General features: G+C 71.3%; 20 protein-coding genes and 1 tRNA gene. 14 read left to right on the top strand and 7 right to left on the bottom strand.

What is annotated here, in order from left to right; translation table 11 throughout:
• Window positions 1-12: 12 nt before the first annotated feature.
• The 3 genes from KBX63_RS15255 to KBX63_RS15265 all read right to left on the bottom strand — a co-directional run bounded on the left by KBX63_RS15255 (window position 13) and on the right by KBX63_RS15265 (window position 1654).
• Entirely contained in the window at window positions 13-663 is a 651-nt protein-coding gene (locus tag KBX63_RS15255; protein WP_210911787.1) for an NAD-dependent epimerase/dehydratase family protein, read from the bottom strand.
• A 223-nt stretch (window positions 664-886) separates the two neighbouring features.
• A complete protein-coding gene (locus KBX63_RS35215) occupies window positions 887-1279 on the bottom strand; it encodes a hypothetical protein (RefSeq protein ID WP_247662374.1) in 393 nt (130 codons plus the stop codon).
• A gap of 292 nt (window positions 1280-1571) precedes the next feature.
• A tRNA-Leu gene (locus KBX63_RS15265) sits at window positions 1572-1654 on the bottom strand.
• Between the two features lie 81 nt (window positions 1655-1735).
• Here KBX63_RS15265 and KBX63_RS15270 point away from each other — a divergent pair.
• The 8 genes from KBX63_RS15270 (at window position 1736) to polA (ending at window position 11849) form a co-directional block, all read left to right on the top strand.
• Window positions 1736-2356, top strand: a complete 621-nt coding sequence (locus KBX63_RS15270; protein ID WP_210911913.1) for an ANTAR domain-containing response regulator — start codon at window positions 1736-1738, stop codon at window positions 2354-2356.
• Window positions 2357-2452: 96 nt separating this feature from the next.
• Window positions 2453-3655, top strand: a complete 1203-nt coding sequence (locus KBX63_RS15275) for a hypothetical protein (RefSeq protein ID WP_210911789.1) — start codon at window positions 2453-2455, stop codon at window positions 3653-3655.
• A gap of 368 nt (window positions 3656-4023) precedes the next feature.
• Window positions 4024-5175, top strand: a complete 1152-nt coding sequence (locus KBX63_RS15280) for a branched-chain amino acid ABC transporter substrate-binding protein (RefSeq protein WP_210911791.1) — start codon at window positions 4024-4026, stop codon at window positions 5173-5175.
• A 67-nt stretch (window positions 5176-5242) separates the two neighbouring features.
• Window positions 5243-6226: a branched-chain amino acid ABC transporter permease gene (locus tag KBX63_RS15285; protein WP_121655951.1), complete on the top strand. Its 984-nt coding sequence runs from the start codon at window positions 5243-5245 to the stop codon at window positions 6224-6226.
• Complete coding sequence (locus tag KBX63_RS15290; RefSeq protein WP_210911793.1) at window positions 6223-7380, top strand: branched-chain amino acid ABC transporter permease; 1158 nt, start codon at window positions 6223-6225, stop codon at window positions 7378-7380. Before KBX63_RS15285 ends, KBX63_RS15290 begins: the two co-directional genes overlap by 4 nt.
• A complete protein-coding gene (locus KBX63_RS15295) occupies window positions 7373-8314 on the top strand; it encodes an ABC transporter ATP-binding protein (RefSeq protein ID WP_247662375.1) in 942 nt (313 codons plus the stop codon). Before KBX63_RS15290 ends, KBX63_RS15295 begins: the two co-directional genes overlap by 8 nt.
• Window positions 8301-9014 carry an ABC transporter ATP-binding protein gene (locus KBX63_RS15300; RefSeq protein ID WP_210911796.1) on the top strand — a complete coding sequence of 238 codons (714 nt, stop codon included), beginning with the start codon at window positions 8301-8303 and terminating at the stop codon, window positions 9012-9014. The genes KBX63_RS15295 and KBX63_RS15300 overlap by 14 nt, the downstream gene beginning before the upstream one ends.
• 135 nt (window positions 9015-9149) lie before the next feature.
• Window positions 9150-11849 (top strand): DNA polymerase I, encoded by a 2700-nt coding sequence (gene polA / locus KBX63_RS15305; RefSeq protein WP_210911798.1) that lies wholly within the window; start codon window positions 9150-9152, stop codon window positions 11847-11849.
• 47 nt (window positions 11850-11896) lie between these two features.
• Here polA and KBX63_RS15310 read toward each other — a convergent pair whose 3' ends face one another.
• The 3 genes from KBX63_RS15310 to KBX63_RS15325 all read right to left on the bottom strand — a co-directional run bounded on the left by KBX63_RS15310 (window position 11897) and on the right by KBX63_RS15325 (window position 13601).
• Window positions 11897-12331, bottom strand: coding sequence for a DUF3140 domain-containing protein (locus KBX63_RS15310; RefSeq protein WP_210911800.1), 435 nt, complete (start codon window positions 12329-12331; stop codon window positions 11897-11899).
• The gene (locus KBX63_RS15315) at window positions 12318-12539 is read right to left on the bottom strand and encodes a DUF2945 domain-containing protein (RefSeq protein WP_210911802.1); all 222 of its coding nucleotides are present in this window, start codon (window positions 12537-12539) and stop codon (window positions 12318-12320) included. The genes KBX63_RS15310 and KBX63_RS15315 overlap by 14 nt, the downstream gene beginning before the upstream one ends.
• Window positions 12540-12794: 255 nt before the next feature.
• Window positions 12795-13601 carry a class I SAM-dependent methyltransferase gene (locus KBX63_RS15325; protein WP_210911804.1) on the bottom strand — a complete coding sequence of 269 codons (807 nt, stop codon included), beginning with the start codon at window positions 13599-13601 and terminating at the stop codon, window positions 12795-12797.
• 401 nt (window positions 13602-14002) lie between these two features.
• Between KBX63_RS15325 and rpsA the strand changes: the two genes are divergently transcribed.
• A complete protein-coding gene (gene rpsA / locus KBX63_RS15330) occupies window positions 14003-15502 on the top strand; it encodes a 30S ribosomal protein S1 (RefSeq protein ID WP_074312855.1) in 1500 nt (499 codons plus the stop codon).
• Between the two features lie 283 nt (window positions 15503-15785).
• Entirely contained in the window at window positions 15786-16967 is a 1182-nt protein-coding gene (gene coaE / locus KBX63_RS15335; protein WP_210911918.1) for a dephospho-CoA kinase, read from the top strand.
• A 13-nt stretch (window positions 16968-16980) separates the two neighbouring features.
• On the opposite strand, the gene KBX63_RS15340 is transcribed toward coaE, so the two are convergent.
• Entirely contained in the window at window positions 16981-18495 is a 1515-nt protein-coding gene (locus KBX63_RS15340) for a hypothetical protein (protein WP_210911806.1), read from the bottom strand.
• A 328-nt stretch (window positions 18496-18823) separates the two neighbouring features.
• Between KBX63_RS15340 and uvrB the strand changes: the two genes are divergently transcribed.
• The 4 genes from uvrB (at window position 18824) to KBX63_RS15360 (ending at window position 23369) form a co-directional block, all read left to right on the top strand.
• The gene (gene uvrB / locus KBX63_RS15345) at window positions 18824-20932 is read left to right on the top strand and encodes an excinuclease ABC subunit UvrB (RefSeq protein WP_210911808.1); all 2109 of its coding nucleotides are present in this window, start codon (window positions 18824-18826) and stop codon (window positions 20930-20932) included.
• A 75-nt stretch (window positions 20933-21007) separates the two neighbouring features.
• Window positions 21008-21883: an AraC family transcriptional regulator gene (locus KBX63_RS15350; protein ID WP_247662377.1), complete on the top strand. Its 876-nt coding sequence runs from the start codon at window positions 21008-21010 to the stop codon at window positions 21881-21883.
• Window positions 21884-21956: 73 nt separating this feature from the next.
• On the top strand, window positions 21957-22325 hold the full coding sequence (locus KBX63_RS15355; RefSeq protein WP_210911810.1) for a VOC family protein: 369 nt from the start codon (window positions 21957-21959) through the stop codon (window positions 22323-22325).
• A gap of 186 nt (window positions 22326-22511) precedes the next feature.
• Complete coding sequence (locus KBX63_RS15360) at window positions 22512-23369, top strand: helix-turn-helix transcriptional regulator (protein ID WP_210911812.1); 858 nt, start codon at window positions 22512-22514, stop codon at window positions 23367-23369.
• Window positions 23370-23419: the final 50 nt, after the last annotated feature.

Consider the following 23419-nt stretch of genomic DNA (forward strand, 5'->3'; position numbering starts at 1 on the left):
CGCCCGGCCGGCTCAGCTCAGATCGCGGTTCTCCAGCACCCGGCGGGGGGAGCCCTGCCGGGCCACCCGCAGCATCGCCCGGCCCAGCCCGTCGGTGGTGGTGACCTGGTTGGGCAGCAGCCGGCGCAACACCGGAAAGAGCGGGCGGGTGACGGCGTACCCGATCCGGTAGGCACGGGTCCTCGACACCGCCCCGTGGGTCGGCTGGATGAAACCGGGCCGCGCCGCGTAGCCGTTGGGCAGCAGGTCGAGGACCGCGTTCTCGGTGCGGCCCTTGACCCGGGCCCACATCACCCGGCCCCGCCCGGTGGGGTCGGTGCCGACGCCGGAGACGTAGATGAACGTGACGCTCGGGCTCACCTCGGCCAGCAGCCGTGCGGCGGCCAGCGGGTAGTCGTAGCTGATCCGGGTGTACGCGGCCTCGTCGACGCCCAGCGAGGAGACGCCCAGGCAGTAGAAGCAGGCGTCGACGCCGGTCAGCTCGGCGCGCACCGCCTCCAGCTCGCCGACGTCGGCCACGGCGAGCTCGCGCAGCTTCGGATGCCGCTGCCCGGTCGGCCGCCGGCCGACGGTCAACACCTCCTGGACATCCTCGGCGAGCAGGCACTCGCGCAGCACGCCCTGGCCCACCATGCCGGTCGCGCCGAAGATGACCACCCGCATCAGTTCCCACTCCTGTCGTCGGTCTCGTCATCCAGCCGGTCCGGGGCGGGTCAGCCGCGCCGCCGCGTCGGTCACCGTACGCCGGCGGCTGGTCAGCGTCGCCGCGTGCGGCAGCCGGTGTCAGCTGGGCCGAATCGACCACCAGCAACAGCAGTTGGTCGGCAGGGCACCGGTCGCTGCCCCGGCCGGCGCGCTGAGCGGCGGCGGCGATGGTGGCCGTCTTTTACGCGGCATCGAGGCGTCGGAGGAGGCCCATGATGTCGGTCGACTCGTTGGTGAACATGTAGCGCGGGTAGATGTACTTCTTGCCACGAACGGTCACCCGATTGGCGAACCGGCAGCCGTCCGAGTGGAACAGGCCACGGAGGAAGTGTGCGGGATGGCTCTCGATGATTGGCCGCGGCCAATCGGCGAGGACGATCGGCCGCTCGTGTTTCTTGCCGGGACCGTGCTGGGGGAGCAGGCACGGCCAGTGCATGCCGGTGCTCTGCACCGCGACGCAGCCCCGCTTCTGGATGTGCTGGACCTTGTTGGCGAGGACTGCCTTCATCGCCGCGGCACAGGCGTCGATGAGGTTGGGCCACGCGTCGGAACAGTAGATGCGCAGTACCGGCACCCGATCGGTCGTCACCAGGTGTCAATCGCCGAGATAGAGGCCGAGGAGGTAGGCGTAGGCGGCGGAGTCGGTCGGATTGTCGACATCTGGCGAGCAACGGAAGCACCGTAGGGCTGTGCCGAACCTCGCTGGCTCGGGCCGATCGACGCACCAGTGCCAGACGGTGGTGTATGGCAACGAAAGCGTGCTGGCTACCGAGCGGATGTTGTGTCCGCGAGCGCGGAGGGCGCGGGCTCGTGCCCGCATCTGCGGTGGATGCACGCCCACATGGTCGAACAGGTGTATGACAAAGTGCCGGGAGCGGGATTCGAACCCGCAAGCCCTTTCGGGCAGAAGTGTTTGAGACTTCCGTGTATGCCGTTCCACCATCCCGGCGAGTGCCGCTTACTGTACCCGACTACGCTTCTGCGGGAGCATGGGTGTAGCCGTGCAGGAACGATGGTGGGGGTAGGGCTGGTGGCCGAGACGCCGACGGATGCCGAGCGCAGGCGGGTGCTGATCGCCGAGGACGAGGCGCTGATCCGGCTGGACCTGGCCGAGATGCTGGTCGAAGAGGGCTACGAGGTGGTCGGTGAGGCCGGCGACGGTGAGACCGCCGTCCGCCTCGCCGAGGAGTTGAAGCCCGACCTGGTCATCCTCGACATCAAGATGCCGATCATGGATGGGCTGGCCGCCGCCGAGCGCATCGCCGGCGCCCGGATCGCTCCGGTGATCATCTTGACCGCGTTCAGCCAGCGTGACCTGGTGGAACGGGCCCGGGCGGCCGGCGCGATGGCGTACCTGGTGAAGCCCTTCCAGAAGAGCGACCTGGTCCCGGCGGTGGAGATCGCGCTGTCGCGCTACTCGGAGGTCGCCGCGCTGGAGGCGGAGGTCGCCGGCCTGACCGACCGCCTGGAAATCCGTAAGACGGTGGAGCGCGCCAAGGGCGCGCTGATGACCACGTACGGGATGACCGAGCCCCAGGCGTTCAAGTGGATCCAGCGCACGGCGATGGATCACCGGATGACCATGAAGGAGGTCGCCGAGCGGATCCTCGCCGAGACCGCCGGCGGCGAAGTGACGCAGCCGAGCGTCTGATCTGCTCCGCTTCTCGGCGGCGGTGGACGCCTCGGTTCCGGGCACGCCCGGGATCGGGGGCCGCCGCGCGGCGCCTCCGGGGAATAGCATCGAGCCGTGACCGTCCGACGGGTGATCGCGGTGTTCGGCCTCTTCGCGCTGCTGGTCTCCGGCTGCGATGGTCCCGCCGGGCCGACCGGCGGCACCTCGACCGGCGCCGGGTCGACGTCCGCGGCCGCGCCGGCGCTCCGGCCGGGGTGGCAGCCGCTGACGCTGCCGGCGCCGCCGGGTGACGCGGGCCGCCTGCTGCTCCGCGACGCGGCGGCCTGCGCGGGCCGCTGGTTCCTGGTCGGTGGTGTCGCCGACGCCAGTGGCGGCACCCGTCCGGCGGCCTGGACCAGCGTGGACGGTACGACCTGGACGATCGTGCCGGTGCGCGCGGATTCCTTCTACGGCCGGCAGAACGTGCTCTCGTCGGTGGCCTGCCGCGACGGCAAGGCCGCGGTGATCGGCGCCAAGACCGGGGGGGCGCACGGCTATCCACGGATCAGCACGTGGCGGCAGTTGCCGGACGGCGCGGTGGTCGAGGTGCAGGCGTCGTTCGAGACGTACGGCGGCCCGACGGCGGTGAACGTGTCCCGGTTGGCGGCCGGCACGCCGGGCTGGCTGATCGTCGGCAACCGCTCGGCGGGCGCGGCCTCCTGGGTGTCGTCGCCGGCGGCGGCGGAGTTCGCGCTGGTGGAGGGCGCACCGGAGCTGGCCAGCGACGCGGTCGGGGTGACCTGGGCGTTCGACGCGGTGGCGGCGCCGCCGGGCTGGCTGGCGGTGGGTGGCCTGCTGCCGGCCGGCCGGATCGACCGGGATCCGGCGGTGTGGTCGTCGCCGGACGGGCGGTCATGGCGGCGCACCGTGCTGCCGGGCGGTCCGGAGTACGAGGAGCTGCAGCGCGTCGCGCTGGTCGGCGGGGTGCCGGTGGCGGTCGGGCTGCGCGGGTCGACGTTCGGCGCGTGGCGGCAGGAGGCGACGGGCTGGGCGGCCGGCGGGGCGTTCGGTCGACGGGCCGGGTCCGGCGTGCCGGCGGTGACGTCGCTGGTCGTCGCCGGGGACCGGCTGGTCGCCGCCGTCGCCGACGGCGTGCGGCACTCGGTGTGGGTCTCGGCGGATCGGGGTGGGTCGTGGCGGGAGGCCGCCATGCCGCTCGATGTGCCGGCGGGGGCCGATCGGGACGTGGCGTTGGTGGCAGTGGGTGACCGGTGGTGGTTGGCGGCGGACGACGGCGCGCGGGCCGGTCTCTGGTGGTCGGACGCCCCCGCCTCCTGACTGCCGGTGGTTGCCCCCCCGCTCCGGCCCCTGGTGGGGTGTGTCGAGTCGTTTCCGCAGGTCAGGTGGTCTTTCATCCGGGGCGTGCTCGTCCGGACCGGCACGGGCGGGCTCCGACCGGGCGCGCGATTAAGGACCGACCGACGGATTCACCTGTTACGGACATCGACAGGATTGCCCACGTCTTCGTAACGGTTTCGCAGACCCCCCCTTCAGGCCTTCCGGGAGAGTGTGCGGTGTCGGTACGCTCCGCCATCACGAGCCGTAACGCAGGGGGAGTCCCTGCGGGGTGGGTGGAATTGCGGGTTTGCTGCTGTCGCCGTCGCTTCGGGTCAGTCGCGTCCGCATCTGGAGGAGGTCAGGAAGCCGTGAGGCGAAGCTATGTACGGGCGCTGGGTACCGTTGCGCTCGCCGCGACCCTGGTGGTCGCGGCTGGTTGCCAGGATTCCGGTGGCGGCGATGATGGGACCGCGTCCGGTGACTGCGGTGGCAAGATCGCGATCTTCGGCGCGTTCACGGGTGACAACGCGGGTCTGGTGATCCCGTCGCTGAACGGCGCGAAGCTCGCCGTGAAGCAGTTCAACGAGGCGAACCCGAACTGCAAGGTCACCATGCAGGAGTTCGACACCCAGGGTGACCCTGCGGTGGCGACCCCGTTCGCGAACCAGATCGCGGGTGACAACTCGTTCCTCGGTGTCATCGGTGGTCACTTCTCCGGTGAGTCGGACGCCACGATGCCGATCTACCAGGCCGCCGGCCTGGCGATGGTCAGCCCGTCGGCGACCCGCACCGACCTGACCCAGAAGGGCAACACGTCCTTCTACCGGGTGGTCGGCAACGACGGCACGCAGGCCGGCGCGGTGGCGAGCTACCTGAAGACCCAGAACGCCAAGAAGGTCTTCATGGTCGATGACGCCAGCGCGTACGGCGCGGGTATCACCGAGGAGCTGGGCAAGCAGCTCGGCCCGCTGGTGGTCAACAAGGACAAGATCCAGGAGCGGCAGGCGCAGTTCGACGCCACCATCTCCAAGATCAAGTCTGCGCAGGCGGACTTCGTCTTCTACGGCGGTTACACTCGTGAGGCCGCTCCGCTGGTGAAGCAGATGCGTGCCGCCGGTGTCCAGGCCAAGTTCGTCGGTCCGGACGGTCTCTACGACACGGCCTTCCCGTCGGGTGCCTCCGGCGGTGCCGAGGGCGCGATCATCACCTGCCCCTGCCTCCCGGCTGACAAGGCGGGCGGCACCTTCTCCGCCGACTACCAGAAGGAGTACGGCATCCCGCCGGGCTCCTACGGCGCCGAGGGCTTCGACGGCGCGAAGATCTACCTGGACGCCTTCAAGGACGGCAAGAAGAGCCGGGCCGACATCCTGGCGTACGTGAAGGCGTACGACAAGCAGGGTGTGTCGAAGTACATCAAGTTCGATGCCAAGGGTGACGTCGACCCGACGAAGGTCGTCATCTGGGCCTACCAGATCAAGGGCACGGCTATCGAAGCGCTGCAGGAGCTCAAGCTCAGCTGACGCCCCACGCAATGGAGTGCGGCCGGGGTGTTTCACCCCGGCCGTACTCGATTCAAGGAGACCCCCGGTGCATTTCGATGAACTGATCGGCCATCTCGGCCAGCACACGGTCGACGGCCTGTCCAAGGGCGCCATCTACGCCCTGATCGCCCTTGGCTACACCCTCGTCTACGGCGTCCTTCGCCTTATCAACTTTGCGCACTCCGAGGTTTTCATGGTCGGTACCTTCGCGGTGCTGATCCTCTGGAACCAGCTCGGGGTGGAAAATAACCCGCCTGTCGGCCAGGCGATCCTGTTCCTGGTGCTCGGTCTGCTCGTCGCGGCGGCCGCCTCGGGCGGTACGGCTCTGGCTCTCGAGCGAATCGCGTACCGGCCGTTGCGGCGTAAGAACGCGCCGCCGCTGATCTTCCTGATCACCGCGATCGGTCTGTCGCTGGTCTTCGTCGAGCTCTTCGGTCAGGTGCTGCCCAAGCTGCTCGGTGGCGTGTTGCCGGAGGCGTTCGGCCGGCCCCGGCAGATCGTCGGTATGCCGACGATCATCCAGCAGGAGACCCTGTTCACCATCGGCAACACGGCGATCACGAACATCCAGCTGATCGTCTTCGTCGCGGCTGTGGCGATGATGGCGTTGCTGGACTGGTTCATCAACCGCACCCGGTATGGCCGGGGTGTGCGGGCGGTGGCCCAGAACCCGGAGACCGCCGCGCTGATGGGCGTCAACCAGGAGCGCGTGATCATGCTGATCTTCGTGCTCGGTGGCATCATGGCCGGCGCCGCCGCGCTGTTGTGGAGCATGCGGTTCGGCTTCACCCAGAACAGCATCGGCTTCGTGCTCGGCCTCAAGGCGTTCACCGCCGCGGTCCTGGGCGGCATCGGTAACCTGCGCGGCGCGCTGCTGGGTGGCCTCTTCCTCGGCATCGTCGAGGTGTACGGCGCCACGCTCTTCGCATCCAACTGGGAGGACGTCATCGCCTTCGTGGTGCTGATCGTGGTGCTGATGTTCCGGCCGACCGGTCTGTTGGGCGAGTCGCTCGGGAGGGCCCGCGCATGATCGACAAGATTCGCTCCGCTGATCGCCGCCGGGTGAGCATGCTGACCACGGTCGGCGACCGCTGGCGGGCGCTGACGAAGTGGCAGCAGGCCCTCGGGCTGGCCGCCTTCGTGGCGATCCTCTACTACCTTCCGCTGCTCGGCATTCCGGGCCTGACCTGGTTGCGTACCGACTCGATCGAGGGCGGTAACAACTGGGCGGGTGTGCTCTTCGTCTGCGCTATCTACGTGCTGGTCGCGATCGGCCTGAACGTGGTGGTCGGCCTCGCCGGCCTGCTCGACCTGGGCTACATCGGCTTCTTCGCCATCGGGGCGTACAGCGTGGCGCTGTTCGGTTCGGTGAATTCGCCGGTGGTGAAGTGGATCCAGCAGGAGTTCAACCTGCCGCCGACGTGGGCGGTGACGTGGGCGATCTGCCTGTTCATCGCGATCGTGCTGACGATGATCTCCGGGGTGCTGCTGGGCTGGCCGACGCTGCGGCTGCGCGGTGACTACCTGGCCATCGTGACGCTGGGCTTCGGCGAGATCATCCGGATCGTGGCCCGCAACGCCACCGGGCTGACCAACGGCCCGGTGGGCATCTCGGCCATTCCCGGTCCGGAGGGTGCGCCGGCAGCGGACAACAAGTACTTCGGCCTGATCGACGCGAAGCCCTGGTACTGGTTGGCGATCACCTTCGTGCTGATCATGGTGTTCCTGGTCCGCAGGCTGGAGCGCAGCCGGGTCGGCCGGGCGTGGCTGGCGGTCCGCGAGGACGAGGACGCCGCCGCGGTGATGGGTGTGTACCCGTTCAAGTTCAAGCTCTGGGCGTTCGCCATCGGTGCGGCGCTCGGCGGCCTGTCGGGCTTCCTGTTCGGCAGCCGGAACGCGTTCATCGACCCGACCCAGTTCAACGCGAACCTCTCCATCCTCTTCGTGGCGATGGTCGTGGTCGGCGGCTCCGGCAACATGATCGGCGTCTCGCTCGGCGCGGTGCTGCTCGCGTACCTGCCGGAGCGGTTCCGCGATTTCGCCGACTACCGGTGGCTGGTGTTCGGTCTGGCCATGGTGCTGGTGATGATCCTGCGTCCGCAGGGCCTGATCCCCAGCCGGCGGCGTGCCCGCGAGTTGAAGGACCGCGCGGCTGAGGCAGAGGAGGCGCCCGCTCATGTCTGACCAGACCACCAGCACGGCGACGCCGAAGATCCCGACCCAGCCGGGCCCGCGCTCGGTGCTGCTCGAGGTCGACGACGTCACGCTCCGCTTCGGCGGTGTGGTCGCCCTCGACAAGATCAATTTCCAGATCTACGAGGGCGAGATCCTCGGTCTGATCGGCCCGAACGGCGCCGGTAAGACCACCAGCTTCAACGTGATGACCGGGGTGTACAAGCCGACCTCCGGGGCGGTCCGGTTCCGCGGGCAGAAGGTGACCGGTCGCAAGCCGCACCAGATCAGCCAGCTCGGCATCTCCCGGACGTTCCAGAACATCCGTCTCTTCCCGGAGATGACGGCGATGGAGAACGTCATGGTCGGCACGGACTCCCGGCACAAGACGAGCGTGCCGGGTGCGCTGTTCCGGATTCCCCGGTTGAAGGCCAAGCCGCACGAGTTGCCGCAGGTCACGGCACCGGCCGGGCTCGCCCGCACGTGGCAGGAGATCCGACGGTCCTGCGCCAAGGCGTTCGGGCTGTCCCGGTACGTCCTGGAGGAGCGGGCCGCCGAGGCCAAGGCGCTCGAGTTGCTGCGCTTCGTCGGGATCGCCGACCGGGCCAACGACGAGGCGCGCAACCTGCCGTACGGCTACCAGCGCCGCTTGGAGATCGCCCGGGCGCTGGCCACCGAGCCGAAGCTGATCTGCCTGGACGAGCCGGCCGCCGGCTTCAACCCGGCGGAGAAGGAGGAGCTCCTCACCCTGATTCGCAAGATCCGTGACATGGGCCTGACCGTCCTGCTCATCGAGCACGACATGCGGCTGGTCATGGGGGTCACCGACCGGATCGTGGTGCTGGAGTTCGGCCGCAAGATCGCCGAGGGTGCGCCCGCGGAGGTCAGCCGCGATCCGAAGGTGATCGCCGCGTACCTGGGGGAGCCCGCCGATGACGCTGCTTGAGCTCGAGAATGTCGCCGTCGCGTACGGCCGGATCGAGGCGCTGCACGGCATCAGCCTCACCGTGAACGAGGGTGAGGTGGTGGCCCTGATCGGCGCGAACGGCGCCGGTAAGACCACCACCATGCGGGCCATCTCCGGGACCCGGTCGCTCGCCAGCGGAAAGATCACGTTCAACGGTGAGGACATCAGCAAGCTCCGGGCCGACCTGAGGGTGGTCCGGGGGCTGTGTCAGTCGCCGGAGGGGCGGCAGATCTTCCCGGGTATGACGGTGATGGAGAACCTGGACATGGGGGCGTACACCCGGCGGGACTCCGCCGGCATCGCCGCCGACCTGGACCGGGTGCTGACCCTCTTCCCGCGGCTGGCCGAGCGGCGCAAGCAGGCCGGCGGCACGCTCTCCGGTGGCGAGCAGCAGATGCTCGCGGTCGGCCGGGCGCTGATGAGCCGGCCGAAGCTGCTGTTGCTCGACGAGCCGTCGATGGGTCTGGCGCCGTTGGTGATCCGGCAGATCTTCGACATCATCACGGAGATCAACCAGCAGGGCACCACGATCCTGCTGGTGGAGCAGAACGCCCAGCAGGCGCTCTCGCGGGCGCACCGCGGGTACGTGCTGGAGACCGGTCAGATCGTGAAGGAGGGGTCCGGTCAGGACCTGCTGCACGATCCGTCGGTCAAGGAGGCGTACCTCGGCGTGGCCTGAGCCATCCGAGCGGCGGCCCGGCATCCCCACGCGGGGGTGCCCGGCCGCCGGCTTTCGGGCGCGATGCCCGTTCCGCCGTCGGACGCGCGGTGCCGCCACCCGGGGATGTCGGTGCGACGGACTAGAGTCGCTGCCGTGACAGCTACGACGCCGCGCCTGCTCCTCGTCGACGGACACTCCCTGGCATACCGGGCGTTCTTCGCCCTGCCGGTGGAAAACTTCTCCACCACGACGGGCCAGCCCACCAACGCGGTCTACGGCTTCACCTCGATGCTGATCAACGTGCTGCGTGACGAGCAGCCCACCCACATCGTCGTCGCCTTCGACGTCTCCCGCCGCTCCTTCCGCACCGACAAGTACGCGGAGTACAAGGCCGGCCGCAGCGAGACCCCGACCGACTTCAAGGGCCAGGTCAGCCTGGTCAAGGAGGTCCTGGCCGCGCTCCAGGTCCCGGTGGTGGAGATGGAGGGCTACGAGGCCGACGACGTCATCGCCACGCTCGCCTGCCAGGCCCGCGACCAGGGCATGACGGTGCTGATCAGCACCGGCGACCGGGACGCCTTCCAGCTGGTCGGCGACCAGGTCACGGTGCTCTACCCGCGCAAGGGCGTCTCCGACCTGGCCCGGATGGACCCGGCGGCGATCGAGGCGAAGTACGGCGTCGGTCCGGAGCGCTACCGCGACCTGGCCGCGCTGGTCGGCGAGACCAGCGACAACCTGCCCGGCGTTCCGGGCGTCGGCCCGAAGACCGCCGCCAAGTGGATCACCACGTACGGCGGGGTGGAGGGCGTGATCGCCCGCGCGGACGAGATCAAGGGCAAGGCCGGCGACAGCCTGCGCGAGCGGCTCGCCGACGTGATCCGCAACTACGAGATCAACTGCCTGGTCTCCGACCTGGAGCTGCCGCTGCGCCCGGAGGACACCCGGTGGGCCGGCTGGGACCGGGAGGCGGTGCACCAGGTCTTCGACACCCTGGAGTTCCGCATCCTGCGCGATCGGCTCTACCAGTACCTGGAGGCGGTCGAGCCGGAGGCCGAGTCCGGCTTCGACCTCACCGGCGAGGTGCTCACCGCGCCCGGCGCGCTGGCCGGCTGGCTGGCCGCGCACGCCCCGGCCGGCACCCCGGTCGGGATGGCGGTCAAGCTCGACACCGGCCCCAACCGCCGGCACACCGCCTCCACCGCCGGCCTGGCGCTGGCCACCGCCGGTGGCGCCGCGGCCTGGGTCGACCCGGCGGGGCTCGACCCGGCCGACGAGGGTGCACTGGCGGCCTGGCTGGCCGACGCGCAGCGGCCCAAGGTGCTGCACGACAGCAAGCCGGCCGTGCTGGCCTGTGGCGCACACGGCTGGGAGCTGGCCGGCATCGTCCGGGACACCCAGATCGCCGCGTACCTGGCCCGCCCCGACCAGCGGTCCTACGACCTCAGCGACCTGGCGCTGCGCTACCTGCACCGCGAGCTGCGGGTGGACGTGCCGGAGACCGGCCAGCTCACCCTCGACGGGCTGGGCGACGAGGGCGCGGCCGAGCAGAACCTCATGCTCCAGGCCCGGGCCACCCTCGACCTGGCCGACGCGATCGACGCCGAGCTGTCCCGCGACGGTGAGCAGTCCGCCCGGCTGATGGCCGGGGTGGAGCTGCCGCTGATGCGTGTGCTGGCCGCCATGGAGAGCACCGGCATCGCCGCCGACACGCACTACCTGTCCGAGCTGGAGGCGCACTTCGCCGCCGAGGTGAAGGCCGCCGCGCAGGGCGCGTACGAGGCGGTGGGCCGGGAGTTCAACCTCGGCTCGCCCAAACAGTTGCAGGAGATCCTCTTCACCGAGCTGGGCCTGCCCAAGACCAAGAAGATCAAGACCGGTTACACCACCGACGCGGACGCTCTGCAGTGGCTCTACGCGCAGAATCCGCACCCGGTGCTGGCCCACCTGCTGCGCCACCGGGACGTGGCCAAGCTCAAGTCGACCGTCGACGGTCTGCTCAAGTCGGTCTCCGACGACGGCCGGATCCACACCACCTTCAACCAGACGGTGGCGGCCACCGGCCGGCTCTCCTCCACCGAGCCCAACCTGCAGAACATCCCGATCCGCACCGAGGAGGGCCGGCGGATCCGCCGGGCGTTCGTGGTGGGCGAGGGCTACGAGTGCCTGCTGACCGCCGACTACAGCCAGATCGAGATGCGCATCATGGCGCACCTGTCCTCGGACGACGCGCTGATCGAGGCGTTCAACTCCGGCGCCGACTTCCACGCGGTCACCGCGTCGTCGGTCTTCGGAGTGCCGGTCGACGAGGTCACCCCGGACCAGCGCCGCAAGATCAAGGCGATGAACTACGGCCTGGCGTACGGGCTGAGCGCGTTCGGGCTGTCCCAGCAGCTCAGCATCGGCACCGAAGAGGCACGCGGGCTGATGGAAAACTACTTCGCCGGTTTCGGCGGGGTGCGTGACTACCTGCACCAGGTGGTCGCCCGGGCCCGTCAGGACGGCTACACCTCGACCATCCTGGGCCGCCGTCGTTACCTGCCGGATCTGGGCAGTGACAACCGGCAGCGCCGCGACATCGCCGAGCGGATGGCGCTCAACGCCCCGATCCAGGGCTCGGCGGCCGACATCATCAAGCTGGCGATGCTGCACGTCGACACCGCGCTGGGCGAGGCCGGGCTGCGTTCCCGGATGCTGTTGCAGGTGCACGACGAGTTGGTCTTCGAGGTCGCGCCGGGTGAGCGCGAGGCGTTGGAGGCGCTGGTCCGGCGGGAGATGGGTGGGGCGTACCCGCTGTCGGTGCCGCTGGAGGTGTCGGTCGGCGAGGGCCGGGACTGGAACAGCGCCGACCACTGACGCTTCTGTGGTCGGCGCTGGTCGGCGCTGTGATCGGAGTGGCGGGGTCAGCGTCCGGGTCCCCGGCGGTCCTTCGGCGGTGCGCCGTGCCGCTCGAGGGCCCGCCGGGACGGGCCGCCCGGGGGCGGAAGTGGACCCTTGAGGGGGTCGTGGCCCCAGTTCATGAGGGACCAGCGCCATTTCGTGTCGCGGACGTTGCCGGAGGGGCGTTGCGCCATGTGCCGGCGGACGTAGCCGACCACCTTGCGCATGTGCTTGTAGTCGCCCTCCGACAGGTCGCCGCGCTTGCGGCGCAACAGGTCGATGATCTTCCGACCGGACTCGTGCCCGACCGACTCGCCGCCGCCGGAGCTACCGCCCTTGTGCCAGCCGACCTGCTTCGACTCGTCGCTCTCCAGCCAGGACGACAGCTCGCCGGGCTTCATGTTCACCGCCTCGGTGAACTCCCGGTAGGTGTCCCGGCCGTCCTCACCTCCGCTCATGACGCAGCACCTCCGGGCGGTGGGCCACGTCCCGGCCCGAGTCGTCGTTGCGGATGCGGTACTGCGGCTCGTCCTCGGTCGCGTTCACGGCGTGCCCGCGTACGTGCGTCCGATCAACCAGCTTCTCCTTGATCACGCCGTACGCCCGGCCGCTGTGACTGGCCCAGGAGACGTGGTCGCCTTCACGGAAATCGCTCTGCTCGGCCATACGTTCCGGCTACCCGGCACCGCCGGGGCGAAACGACCGGCCGGCCCGGCGGACTACGGCGTGATCTCGGCGATCGGCAGTTTGATCTCGAACGGCTCGGTCAACTCGATCACGTTTGCGCTGTCGGTGACGAGTTCGTACTGCCGCTCCCCGCCGGGCCCCACCCGGTCGCCGATCCGGTACGGCCAGGTGCGCTCATGGGGCGAGCCTGCCGGCGATCGATGTGGCGCGGGCCGCACCGCGGTTGCGACGCGCTCAGTCGGCGGGCTTCTCGGTGACGAAGATGGCGGTGCCGGGGAAGAGCCGTCCGCGCAACGGGCTCCACTGCCCCCAGATGCCCTCGTGCCCCGCCGGCCACTCGGGCTCCACCAGGTCCAGCAGCCGGAACCCGGCCCCCACCAGCTCGCGGATCCGGTCGCCAAGGGTCCGGTGCTGCTCGACGTAGGTGGCCACGCCGGATTCGTCCTGCTCCACGTAGGGGGAGCGGTCGAAGTACGAGTGCACGGCGGTCAGCCCGCCCTCGCCCGGGTCGTCGAGGAAGATCCAACGCATCGGGTGGGTCACCGAGAAGACCCACCGGCCGCCGGGGCGCAGCACCCGGTGCACCTCGGCGAGCAGGGCCGCCGAGTCGTCCACGAACGGGATCGCGCCGAACGCGGTGCAGGCGAGGTCGAACGACCGGTCGGCGAACGGCAGGGCGAGCGCGTCGGCCTGTACCAGCGGTACGCGTACCCCGGTGCGGTCGGCGGCTTGCGCGGCGTGCCGCAGCATGCCGGCGGACAGGTCGAAGGCGACCGGCCGGGCGCCCTGGGTGGCCAGCCAGCGGGCGGCGGCCGCGGCGCCGCAGCCCACCTCCAGCACCCGCCGCCCGGGCAGGTCACCGAGCAGTCGGGCGTCGGCCTCGCGGAGCCCCTCCGGGCACCAGACGAAGTCCACGTCGCCGAGGAACGCGCCGTGCTCGGCCTGGTAGTCGTCGGCGTCGGTGTCCCACCAGCCGCGGTTGGCCCGCCGGGCCTCGGCGTCACCCACCCGGCGCCGGGTCACCCGGCTGTCGTCATCCACCCGCTCACGCTAGGCCCCGGCGCGGCTGTCGAGGGCTTTGGGCCGGCCGACCCGCCGGCACGGTCGCGTCGCCGGCCGGACACCCGTCGGGTGGTGCCTTCGGGGCTGGTGTGACCCACGAGACAGCAGGGGCGGTTTCCGGGCGATTGTTCGGCTTTCGCAGGTCATCGCACGGCGAGAAGCCGGGAGGGCTTGCACGCTGTGGTAATGCGCACGGTAGGCTAGACGATGCGCTCGCGGATCGCGTTGCCTCGGCAGGGAGCAGGTGCGCGGTCGACGGAGCCACATCATGATCTCACTAGGCGATCGTTCGGTGTGCCCGGCGACGGATCCGCTGGCGCGAACAGGTCACCGCGACACCAGCCTGCTGTGACAACCCACCGACCGGAGCAACCGCCCACATGACGAGCAGCATCGAGGCCCCCTCGAGCGCCACCCGGGTCACCCACGACGATCTCGGTTCCGAGGAGGCTTTCCTCGCCGCGATCGACGAGACCATCAAGTACTTCAACGACGGCGACATTGTCGAAGGCACCGTCGTCAAGGTCGATCGGGACGAGGTCCTGCTCGACATCGGCTACAAGACCGAGGGTGTCATCCCCTCTCGGGAGTTGTCGATCAAGCACGACGTGGACCCCGCCGAGGTTGTGACGGTTGGTGACCACATCGAGGCCCTGGTCCTCCAGAAGGAGGACAAGGAGGGTCGTCTGATCCTCTCCAAGAAGCGGGCGCAGTACGAGCGGGCCTGGGGCACGATCGAGAAGATCAAGGACGAGGACGGTGTCGTCCGCGGCTCGGTCATCGAGGTGGTCAAGGGTGGCCTCATCCTCGACATCGGGCTGCGCGGCTTCCTGCCCGCGTCCCTGGTCGAGATGCGGCGCGTGCGCGACCTGCAGCCGTACGTCGGGCGGGAGCTCGAGGCCAAGATCATCGAGCTGGACAAGAACCGCAACAACGTGGTTCTGTCCCGTCGGGCCTGGCTGGAGCAGACGCAGTCCGAGGTGCGCACCGAGTTCCTCAACAAGCTGCAGAAGGGCCAGGTCCGCAAGGGCGTCGTGTCCTCGATCGTCAACTTCGGCGCGTTCGTGGACCTCGGCGGCGTCGACGGTCTGGTGCACGTCTCCGAGCTGTCCTGGAAGCACATCGACCACCCGTCCGAGGTCGTCGAGGTGGGCCAGGAGGTCGAGGTCGAGGTCCTGGACGTCGACCTGGACCGCGAGCGGGTCTCGCTGTCGCTGAAGGCGACGCAGGAGGACCCGTGGCGGCAGTTCGCCCGCACCCACGCGATCCAGCAGATCGTGCCGGGTAAGGTCACCAAGCTGGTGCCGTTCGGTGCGTTCGTCCGGGTTGACGACGGCATCGAGGGCCTGGTCCACATCTCCGAGCTGGCCGAGCGCCACGTGGAGATCCCGGAGCAGGTCGTGCAGGTCGGCTCCGAGGTCATGGTCAAGGTCATCGACATCGACCTGGAGCGCCGCCGGATCTCGCTGTCGCTCAAGCAGGCCAACGAGGGCTTCGTCGAGGGCGAGGAGCACTTCGACCCGACCCTCTACGGCATGGCCGCGACGTACGACGCCGAGGGCAACTACATCTACCCGGAGGGCTTCGACCCGGAGACGGGCGAGTGGCTCGAGGGGTACGACAAGCAGCGCGAGACCTGGGAGAACCAGTACGCCGAGGCCCGTCTGCGCTGGGAGGCCCACACCAAGCAGGTGCAGACCTCCCGGGCCGCCGACGCCGAGGCCGCTGCCAACCCGACTCCGGCCGTCCCGGCCGCGGGCGGCGGCACCACCTCCTCGACCAGCCCGGCCCCGAGCCGGCAGGCCGAGGAGCCGGCCGGCACCCTGGCCACCGACGAGGCGCTCGCCGCTCTGCGGGAGAAGCTCGCCGGCGGTAAGTGACCCGCTGAACGACGAAGGGCCCCGTCCCCGCGATCTTCGGATCGTCGGGGGCGGGGCCCTCGCCGTACCCCCGGCAGGCCGCCGGGCCGCCGAGGCCCCGCGCCGGCCCGCGTCGGCACGCCGCCGCCGGCGCCCCTGACCCGCGAGATCCTGCTCGAACCTGGAATGAGGGGCCTCCGGGGGCCGGGTGACCACTACATCCAGGATCGAGCCCGATCTCGCCGCCACCACCAGCGCCGCGGCGCAGTTTGGCGCGCGGCTCGCGATCCGGTTGACTGTTCCGGTGCTGAGGGTGGGATTGACCGGCGGGATCGGGTCAGGCAAGAGCGCGGTGGCCGCGCGGCTGGTCGAGCGGGGCGCGGTGCTCATCGACGCCGACCGGGTGGCCCGGGAGGTCGTCGCGCCGGGCACCGAGGGGTTGGCCGAGATCATCGCCGCCTTCTCCGGGCGGGTGCTGGACGCCGACGGGGCACTGGACCGCGCCGCACTGGGCGCGGTGGTGTTCGCCGACGAGACCGCCCGCCGCCGACTGGAGGCGATCACCCATCCCCGGGTCCGAGCCCGCACCGCCGAGCTGGTCGCCGCGGCGGCACCGGACGCGATCGTCGTCAACGACGTACCGCTGCTGGTCGAGGTGGGTCTCGCGCCCACGTACCACCTGGTGGCCGTGGTGCAGACGGCCGTGCCGACCCGACTGGAACGGCTGGCGCGCGACCGGGGAATGGACCGTGCGGAGGCCGAGCGGCGGATCGCCGCGCAGGCTGACGACGTCCGTCGCCGCGCGGTGGCGGACGTGGTGCTGACCAACGACGGAAGCCTCGCGGAGCTGCATGCCGAGGTCGACACGCTCTGGCAACAGCGGCTGCTGCCGTACGAGCACAACCTGCGTGAGCGGCGGGTGGTCGCGCCGGGCCGGGGCGGCCTGGCCGAGGCCGACCCGACGTGGCCCGAGCAGTACGCGCGGCTGGCGGCCCGGATCCGGCACGCGCTCGCCCCGGCCGACCTGCGGATCGACCACGTCGGCGCGACCGCGGTGCCCGGCGTCGCCGCCGAGGACGTCATGGACGTGCAGGTGGCCGTGCCCAGCCTCGCCGACGCCGACGGGACGCTGGCCGACCGGTTGGCGAACGCCGGGTTCCCACGGGTGCCGGGGCAGTGGTGGGACGATCCGCGTCCGGCCGGCAACGGCCGGTGGGAGAAGCGGCTGCACGGCAGCGCCGACCCGGCCCGCCCGGTGCGCCTGCACGTGCGGGAGGCCGGATCGCCGGGCTGGCGGTACGCGTTGCTGATGCGCGACCACCTGCGCGCCGACCCGGGCGAGCGGGCCGCGTACCTGCTGCTCAAGCGGGATTTGGTCGATGCGGCGCCGGTCGTCAGCGGCTCCGGTACGGCCCGCGACCCGTGGTTCGACGAGGAGCACCTGCGGGCCGAGCAGTGGGCCGCGCAGACCGGCTGGCGGCCCTGAGGGTCACGGTGGGTCAGGTGGTGGCCGCCGAGCGGGGCACCGGAGCCAGCCGGGGCACCGAGGCGGGGTTGAGGTCGAGCTGTGCCCACGCGCCGGGGGCGGTGCGCAGCTCCAGCCGGCGCAGCGACCCGTTCCGGTCGATCCAGTAGCGCAGCAGCGCGCCCGCCGTGCGCAGCTCGACGACGTCCACGGTCCGCCCGGCGGCGACGTCCTCGCGTACCCGCACGGCCGCGCCGCGCTGCCCGGCCGACCCGGAGGCGGCCATCGCCGCGCCGACCAGCAGGCTGAGGTCGTCCGTACCGGACCGGGTGAACCGCCACGCCGCGGTGGGGGGCGGCAGCGGCGGCCGACCCGGCGTCTCCGCGGTGCCACCGCCGCCGGCCGCGGCCGGCACCTCCGCCCGGGCCAGGCCGGCGGTGTCCCGCCGCAGCAGCGTCCGGCGGTCCGGTACGCCCAGATCGGCCACCGCCAGGTACGCGGTGCGCGCGGTCCAGCTCAACCAGCCGGCGCCCCGCAGGTTGGTGTCCGTGCCCACCGGCGCGGTCAGTGTCAGCGCGGCGCCGCCCTGCGCGCGCAGCCGGGCCGGCAGGCGGCTGAGCCGGTCCCGCTCGGCGTCGGTCAGCGCGCGGGGCAGCCCTGGCCGGCCACCGAGCGCGTCCACCGGCCGCAGTGTCGGCCGGTCCGCCCGGTTGAGGATCACCGTGACCGGGCCGACGCCGGGCAGCCGGGCGACCAGCTTGTGCAACCGACCGTCCTGGTCGAGCCAGTAGCGGGGCTGCCCGTCCGCGTCGCTCCCGCTCGGCGTGCCGGCCGTCGCGCTGCCCGGCGCCGGGTCGCCGCTGGCGCGTGCGCGGCCCGGCAACGGCGCCCGGAGGATGTCCACCGGGCCGCCGGCGACGGTTTCCCGGGCCAACCACCGGGCACCGCCGTCCCGCAGTGCCTGAGCCGGGTCCGGGCGGTCGGCGGCGAGGCCGAGGAGCAGGTCGAGCACCGGTGCCAGGCCCTCGCCGGGTGTCAGGTGGTGCAGCCGCCACCGGTCCGCCGGCGGCACCAGTGGCGGCGCGGCGGGAGTGGGCACCGCCGACGGGTCCGGCCGGATCACCAGCAACGGGCCGGCGCTCTGCAACAGGCCCCGCTCGGCGCCCGCGCCCGGCCCACCCACGTCGAGGTAGAGCAACGGCCGCGACCAGTCCACCCAGCCCACGAGTTCGGTGCGGGCGGCGCCGGTGCCGACCGTGACGCGGACCCCGGCGCGCACGTCCCGCAGGTTGGTGACCCGCATCGCGGCCAGCCGCTCGCCCTCCGCGACGGTCAGCGGCCGGGCCGGCTCGGGCGGGTCGGGCGCCCAGCTCAGCAGCCCGATCACCAGCGCGGTCGCGGACGTGACCGCGGTCAGGCCGAGCAGCAGGAGCACCGTCCGGCGACGGCGGCCGGCTCGGGCCGGGCCGGTGGTGTCGGCAGCTGGGTCGGCCGCGCCGGCAGGCCGGTTGCCGCCGGTGTCGCGCGTCGGGTTCGGAGAGGTGTCCACGGATGTGAAACGGGCCGGACGGCGCCGGGGTGACGAGCGGGGTGGGTGGCATCACCGGAACGAGCAGGGGCGCTCGCGGCGGCCGGTCTGCGCCTCGAGCGCGACCACACGGGTGCGCACGCCGGACACGCCGGGTGCTGCGACCGCTGTGCCGGGGGTGGCCGGCCGTGATGAACGGCCTGGGCCACCGGCCCGGTCGGCCGCCGCGAGCGGCCTACAGCGAGAGCCTAGCGCCGGTGACATGTGCCACACAATGGGAATATTGAAGCTGATCACATGCCCGCCGTGACGGCCGTTCCTGTCGGACCTCCGGCGTACCGTTGAGGTCATGGCGCTCGACATTCCCCGGCTCGACAGCCGCTTCCAGGTGGTCAGTGATTTCCAGCCGGCCGGCGACCAGCCCGCCGCCATCGACGACCTTGAGCGTCGCGTTCGGCGTGGCGACCGCAACACGGTGCTGCTCGGCGCGACCGGCACCGGCAAGAGCGCCACCACCGCGTGGCTGATCGAGCGGCTGCAGCGCCCGACCCTGGTGCTCGCCCCGAACAAGACGCTCTGCGCGCAGCTGGCCAAGGAGTTCAGCGAGCTGCTGCCGCACAACGCGGTCGAATACTTCGTCTCGTACTACGACTACTACCAGCCCGAGGCGTACATCCCCCAGACCGACACCTACATCGAAAAGGACTCCTCGATCAACGAGGAGGTCGAGCGGCTGCGGCACTCGGCGACGATGTCGCTGCTCACCCGCCGCGACGTGATCGTGGTGGCGACCGTGTCGGCGATCTACGGCCTCGGCACCCCGGAGGAGTACCTCGACCGGGCGGTCCGGGTCGAGGTGGGCCAGGAGCTCGACCGCGACAAGCTGCTGCGCCGGCTGGTCGACATCCAGTACACCCGCAACGACATGGCCTTCAACCGTGGCACCTTCCGGGTCCGCGGGGACACGCTGGAGATCATTCCGGCGTACGAGGAACTGGCCGTCCGCGTCGAGATGTTCGGCGACGAGGTGGAGAAGCTCTACTACCTCAACCCGTTGACCGGTGACGTGGTCCGCGAGGTCGACCAGCTGGTGATCTTCCCGGCCACCCACTACGCCGCCGGCCCGGAGCGGATGGAGCGGGCCATCCGCGACATCGAGGTGGAGCTGGCCGAGCGGCTGGCCGAGCTGGAGCGGCAGGGCAAGCTGCTGGAGGCGCAGCGGCTGCGGATGCGCACCACCTACGACATCGAGATGATGCGGCAGGTGGGCTTCTGCTCCGGCATCGAGAACTACTCGATGCACATGGACGGGCGGCTGCCCGGCAGCCCGCCGCACTGCCTGCTCGACTACTTCCCGGACGACTTCCTCACCGTCGTCGACGAGTCGCACGTGACGATCCCGCAGATCGGCAGCATGTACGAGGGCGACGCCTCGCGTAAGCGGATGCTCATCGACCACGGTTTCCGGCTGCCCAGCGCGGCCGACAACCGGCCGCTGCGCTTCGACGAGTTCCTGGAGCGGGTCGGCCAGACGGTCTACCTCTCGGCGACCCCGGGCCCGTGGGAGCTGGAGCAGGCCCAGGGCGAGTTCGTCGAGCAGGTCATCCGCCCCACCGGGCTGATCGACCCGGAGGTCGTGATCAAGCCGACCAAGGGCCAGATCGACGACCTGATGCACGAGATCAAGCTGCGCACCGAGCGGGACGAGCGGGTGCTGGTCACCACGCTGACCAAGAAGATGGCCGAGGACCTGTCGGACTACCTGCTGGAGAACGGCATCCGGGTGCGCTACCTGCACTCGGAGGTCGACACGCTGCGCCGGGTGGAGCTGCTGCGTGAGCTGCGCAAGGGCGAGTACGACGTGCTGGTCGGCATCAACCTGCTCCGCGAGGGTCTGGACCTGCCCGAGGTGTCGCTGGTGGCGATCCTCGACGCCGACAAGGAGGGCTTCCTGCGCAGCGGTCGGTCACTGATCCAGACCATCGGCCGGGCGGCCCGTAACGTCTCCGGCCAGGTGCACATGTACGCCGACAAGATCACTCCGTCGATGGCGGCCGCGATCGACGAGACTGATCGGCGCCGGGCCAAGCAGATCGCACACAACGAGGCGCACGGGATCAGCCCGGAGCCACTGCGCAAGAAGATCCACGACATCCTGGACGACATCTACCGCGAGGCGGAGGACACCGAAAACTCCCGGGTCGGGGGCGCGGTGCGCCAGCTCTCCCGGGGCAAGGCGCCGGTCAAGGAGACCCGCAGCCGGAGTCGGACCACCGCCACCACCCCCTCTCGGGAGGGGATGGCCCGCGCCGACCTCGCCCAGCTCATCCAGGAGCTCAACGACCAGATGCTGGCCGCCGCACGCGAGCTGCAGTTCGAGCTGGCGGCCCGGATCCGCGACGAGGTGTCCGACCTGAAGAAGGAGCTGCGCGGCATGGACGCCGCCGGCGTGAAGTGACGACCGCCCCGGCGATCACGACCCGCGCGGCCGCTCGGGCGTGAGCGGCCGGGGCGCGGGGGAGGGTGGTCGGGGTTGACGGCGTTGGCACCGCTCGACGAGGTGGTCCTCGGGTTGCCCGAGGTCCGGCTGCGCCCGTTCGTCGACCGGTACGTCGGCTACCGGGAGCGCGCGGACCTGCCGCTGGTCCGCCGGGAGGCGGCCGGCGTCTTCGTGGTGCTGATCCTGGGCTGGGGTGCCCCACTGGACGTGACCGACCCGCGCAGCGCCGAGCGCGGCGTCCAACAGGTCGACTCGTTCGTGGCCGGCACCTTCGACGGCTGGTGCATGACCCGCACGGTGGGTGTGGGGGAGGGCGTCGAGCTGCTGCTCGCGCCGTTGGCCGCCCGCCGCATCCTCGGTCTGCCGTTGAGTGAGCTGACCAACCGGGCGGTGGGCGTCGGGCAGCTCCCGGGCGGCTGGCTGGGCCGGCTGCGGTGCCGGCTGGCCGACGCCGGCGGCTGGCCGGAGCGGTTCGCGCTGCTCGACGTGGCGCTCGCCGCCCGGCTGGCAGCCGGTCCGCCGGTGGATACCCGGCTCGACTGGGCGTGGCGGTCGCTGGTCGCCAGCGGCGGGCGGGGTGGGATCGGGACGCTCGCCGACGAACTGGGGTGGAGCCGCCGGCACCTGGCGTCCCGGTTCCGGCAGGAGGTCGGCCTGCCGCCGAAGACAGCGGCCCGACTGCTGCGCTTCCAGCAGGCGTACGCCGCGCTGACCGATGTCGGCGCCACGCTCGGGCCGCCGGCCGGCGCTGCGCAGTCCGTGGCCGGTGCGCGCCCGGGCGTCGGCTGGGCCGAGGTGGCGGCGCGCTGTGGCTACTACGACCAGTCCCACCTGATCCGGGACTTCCACCAGTTCACCGGGGCCACCCCGACCGCGTTGCTCGCCGCCCGGTCGCCGGTGGCCGGCTGACACCACGCAGCCCGGCCGGGCGAGGTCACATTCGTCCAATCCCGGCCCGGGTCGCCGGCCCAGACTCAGGGGTATGCGAACCGTCTACCCGATCCTCCGGTACCCCGACCCCCGCTCCGCCATCGACTGGCTCTGCTCGGCCTTCGGCTTCCACGTGCACGCGTCGCACGAGGCGCCGGACGGCACGATCGCGCACGCCGAACTCGTCCTGGACACCGGCATGATCATGCTGGGTGGCCGGTCCGGTTCGGTGCCCCGCCCGGCCGACGACGACTGGTCGGTCTACGTGGCCGTGCCGGACGTCGACGCCCACTGCGCCCGGGCCCGCGCGGCCGGCGCGGAGATCATCCGCGAGCCGTTCGACACCGACTACGGCTCCCGCGACTACGCCGCCCGGGACCTGGCCGGCCATGTCTGGAGCTTCGGCACCTACCGGCCCTGACCATGTGGCGGCACGAGCCGGGCCGACACGGAACGCGGCTGGGCGACGGCCACCGCCAGCAGGCGGAAACGGCAGGTGGAAGCCGCTGCGCCCGGTAGACCGGGACGATCGGACGGTTGCGGTGCGCGAGCGTGGTATTGCACTGGGTGATCGTCCTGCGTACTCTCCCTCGATGGGGAGGCGGGGATGCCGTTGCCAACAAGTCCTGTCATTCGACGCGTGCGGCTCGGCGCCGAGCTGCGCCAGTTACGCCGGCGCGAGGCGCTGACCCTGGAACAGGTCTGCGACCGGCTGGGCTGGGCCTCGACGTCGAAGCTGTCCCGCATCGAGCTGGGCCAGAGTCGCCCGGACCTCGCCGACGTCCTCGACCTGCTGGACGTCTACCAGGTGCCGGCGCCGGCCCGGGACGCGCTGATCGTGATCGCCCGGGACGCGGCCACCAGCCGCGGCTGGTGGAAGACGCTCGGCGAGATGAGCGAGCGGCAGCGCACCTACGCCGAGCTGGAGGCGGGTGCCGCCCACATCGTCGAGTACCAGCCGGCGGTCGTGCCAGGGCTGCTCCAGACGCCGGCGTACGCCCGGCTGCGGGTCGCCGCCGGTGCTCTGCTCACGCCGGACGTCGACGTGGAGGCCGAGGTGCGTGCCCGGGCGCTGCGGCAGGAGGTGCTGCGCCGGGCGGACCCGCCGCGCTACACGGCGGTGCTGGCCGAGGCGGCCTGCGACCCGGGTGACCTGCCGGTCCCGGTCTGGCGGGAGCAGCTGCGGCACCTGGTCGCCGTGAGCGGGCTGGCCCACGTGACGGTGCGGCTGCTGCAGCGCGGGGTGGCCGGCGACGGGCTGCACCCGCTCACCCCGTACTCCTGCTATGCCTTTCCCGATCCGGCGGATCCGCGCACGGTGATGCTGGAGGCGTTGACCACCGACGTCCGGTTGGCCACGGCGCTGGACGTCGACCGGTACGAGCGGATGACCGAGGCGTTGCTGGCCGCCGCGCTGTCACCGGAGGAGACGGTCACCGCGCTGGCCCGCCGCGTCGGCGAATGAGGGCACGGCGCGACCACCGGGCCCGGCGCCCCCGAGCCCGTCGGGACCGG

This window comes from Micromonospora sp. U21 (assembly GCF_018070045.1).
Taxonomy (GTDB): domain Bacteria; phylum Actinomycetota; class Actinomycetes; order Mycobacteriales; family Micromonosporaceae; genus Micromonospora.